The organism is uncultured Agitococcus sp. (assembly GCF_937920075.1).
Taxonomy (GTDB): domain Bacteria; phylum Pseudomonadota; class Gammaproteobacteria; order Pseudomonadales; family Moraxellaceae; genus Agitococcus.
Window position 1 is genome coordinate 1 of record NZ_CALETI010000433.1, and the last position, 3487, is coordinate 3487.

3 protein-coding genes and 1 pseudogene are annotated in these 3487 nt (G+C 38.0%); all 4 read right to left on the reverse strand.

Going from position 1 to position 3487, the window contains the following annotated elements; translation table 11 throughout:
* A pseudogene (locus tag Q0212_RS14600) lies at positions 1-562 on the reverse strand (two-component system sensor histidine kinase CreC); the annotation flags it as partial.
* Entirely contained in the window at positions 562-1281 is a 720-nt protein-coding gene (gene creB, locus Q0212_RS14605) for a two-component system response regulator CreB (RefSeq protein ID WP_297926849.1), read from the reverse strand. The pseudogene Q0212_RS14600 and the gene creB, both read right to left, overlap by 1 nt.
* Positions 1282-1322: 41 nt before the next feature.
* The gene (locus Q0212_RS14610) at positions 1323-2543 is read right to left on the reverse strand and encodes an argininosuccinate synthase (protein WP_297926850.1); all 1221 of its coding nucleotides are present in this window, start codon (positions 2541-2543) and stop codon (positions 1323-1325) included.
* Positions 2544-2621: 78 nt separating this feature from the next.
* On the reverse strand, positions 2622-3487 hold an 866-nt coding region (locus Q0212_RS14615), incomplete at its 5' end, for a diguanylate cyclase (protein WP_297926851.1).

Genomic DNA, 3487 nt, shown 5'->3' on the forward strand with positions numbered 1-3487 from the left:
CCTGTTTTAACATTTGCTCTTGGGCTCGTTCGATAAAAGGTTGCAACAATTGGCTTTTTTTAGAAACAGAAACAACACCAATAATTTTTTGTTGGTCAATAATGGGTGCAGCCACAAACATAGTCGATGTGAGTTCATTTTTAGGGTCTTGACGAGTGGTACGTGCGCCGTATTTTCCGTCTAAAGTACGTCGAACATCATTCCATCGAGAATAATCTTTGCCTGTTGCTATGCCTTGTGAGTCAAATAACACAATCCCTTTATCATTGGTAATATAAATATGTTGGGCGACATTTTCTTTTTGATATTGCCAAATCTGCGCACGCAAAGGCCGTTGTAAAACCTCTATTATTTTTTCTCTAAACTCGGGAGTATCAACTTTTCCTGTTTTGACATCATCAGCTACTAAAGCAGCAATGATGTTGGCATTATCGGCTAAAGTGTCTTCAATAGCTTGTCTAACACTAGGTTTTATTTCTTCTTGCAAGGTTTTAATGGTTAAGTATGCTCCGACCACTAATACCAGTGAAAATACTAACCAAATTCGTAAAAAAATAGACATTAATATTTTGCCAAACTATAACCAATCCCACGATGAGTTTTAATCACTTCATCGTCATGAATATTTTTCAGTTTTTGACGTAACACTTTAATATGTGTATCGATAGTACGCTCTAAACTATGATCGGGATGCTCCCATGCCGCTTGCATTAATTGATGACGACTCAAAACTCGCTCGGGTTGTTTTAATAAAACTTCTAATAAACGATATTCATAACGTGTTAAATTTAGTAATTGACCATGATAGCTAATCTGCAATTTTTCGGGATCATGTTGCCAAATTTTAGCAAGACTATTGCTATGTATAGGTGTTGCTTGAGGTTGCAGACGACGACAAATTACCCTAATACGAGATACTAATTCACGCGGGCTAAATGGTTTTGCACAATAATCATCAGCACCAATTTCTAAACCGATAATTCGTTCCACTTCATCATTACGTGCTGTCAGAAATAATAAAGGAGTTTGATATTGTTGACGAATTTGACGACACAAATCAAAGCCATTAATGTCAGGCAAGCCCACATCTAAAATAATAAAATCAACGGGGTGTTGTGCCACATAGTCTAATGCTTGTTGTCCTAAAGCACACCACTGAACTTGCCATCCTTCACGTTGTAAACTAAAAATCAAAGTTTGGGCAATTGCTTCATCATCTTCAACTAATAAAATATGCTTTAACACAGCAAGAATTTCCCTAAAAAAAACGGTATTTGCCATGACAGCAAATACCGTTTTTATATGTTATATAATTCTAAAAATTACAGCAACTTACGGCCTTTACCTGCGGCAATACGTAAACGTAAACCGTTTAAGCGAATAAAGCCTTCTGCGTCTTTTTGATTATATGCACCACGGTCATCTTCAAAGGTGGCAATATTGGCATCAAAAATCGAATCGTCAGATTTACGACCCGCAATATACACATTACCTTTGTACAATTTAACACGTACAACACCGTTTACATAACGCTGAGATTCGTCAATCATGGTTTGCAACATTTGACGCTCAGGGCTCCACCAGTAACCGTTATAAACTAAACTGGCATAACGTGGCATCAACTCATCTTTTAAATGCGCAACTTCACGATCTAAAGTAATCGATTCAATTGCACGGTGAGCCTTCATCATAATTGTGCCACCTGGTGTTTCATAACAACCACGTGACTTCATGCCCACATAACGATTTTCAACTAAATCTAAACGACCAATACCGTGTTTACCACCTACAGCATTTAATTGAGTTAATACTTGGGCAGGTGTCATTTCTGTACCGTTAATCGCCACAATATCGCCACCACGATAGGTTAATTCAACATATTCTGGTTGATCTGGTGCTTTTTCTGGGCTAACTGTCCAACGCCAAATGTCTTCTTCTGGTTCCCAGTATGGGTCTTCCAAGCCACCACCTTCATAGGAGATATGCAATAAGTTTGCATCCATTGAATAAGGTGATTTTTTGCCTGCTTTATTGAAATCAATAGGAATATTATGTTTGGCGGCATAATTCATTAATGTTTCACGGCTGGTTAAATCCCATTCACGCCACGGAGCAATCACGCGAATATTGGGGGTTAAAGCATAAGCACCTAATTCAAAACGAACTTGGTCATTTCCTTTACCTGTTGCACCGTGAGAAATCGCATCTGCGCCTTGCTCCTGAGCAATTTCAACTAAACGCTTAGCAATTAATGGACGTGCAATCGACGTACCTAATAAATACTCGCCTTCATAAATGGCATTCGCACGAAACATGGGAAACACGAAATCACGGACAAATTCTTCGCGTAAATCTTCGATATAGATGTCTTTTACACCCATCGCTTGTGCTTTGGCGCGTGCAGGCTCTACTTCTTCACCTTGACCAATATCAGCCGTAAATGTTACCACTTCACAGTTATAGTTTTCTTGTAACCACTTTACAATCACGGATGTATCTAAGCCGCCCGAATATGCTAAGACAACCTTTTTAATCTCTGCCATGTTTTCTTACCTTTAAGCCTTTGAAAAAAACGTCCTATTTTACGCCATTTACCGTGCTATTGACTATGAGAGTTTTCACTAGGATTTTTTTATATTCAAGTTATTCATCATTGTTTCTTTACGTTGAGCAATCTCTTCTGGGACAGGGTAAACTCTAATTCTATGTCTTCCTGCTTTTTTCGCTGCATAAACTCCTTCATCAGCATTATCTATCAGTGTACTAATCGTATTTTGGCCATTTGGCACTAAAGATGATAAACCAATACTGACCGAAACACATTTAGAAGCTTTTGAGCTTTTGTGAGGAATTGCTAGATCATCAATGGCTTGTCGAACTTCTTGTGCTAATGCAAAAGCCCCTTCAATAGTGGTATTAGGCAACAACAATACAAATTCTTCGCCACCATAACGTGCCGCCAAATCCGCAGGACGTTTGGCCATATTTTTGAGCGTTTTACCTACTTGGCTTAACACTTTATCACCTTCTAAATGACCATAGGTGTCGTTGTAAGGTTTGAAGTGGTCAACATCGATGAAAATCAAGGCAATGGATTGTTTTTCTCGTTCTGCAATTGCCCACTCCCTCGCCAAAGTTTCATTAAAATGACGTCTATTTGCCAAACCTGTTAAACCATCTTCTTGTGATAAACGCGCCATTTCTTGACTTAGTTGATTAAGTTGTTGTTTTTCAATATCAATTAAACGTGCTTGTAAAAAACCTTTTCTATCGCGTTGATCTAACATAGAGGCAATTAAAAATCCCATCACATTTGATAAGCCTGCATACTGAGCAAATTGCCCATATTCAACAGGTAAACCAATAGTGCTAATAATTGTTAACGCTAATAAAGCCGAAAATAGACCAATTAATAAAGTAGTAAAAATACGCAAACTTCCCAAACTATAAATTAACATGGCAATAAAAATGACCACATAACTGGCTT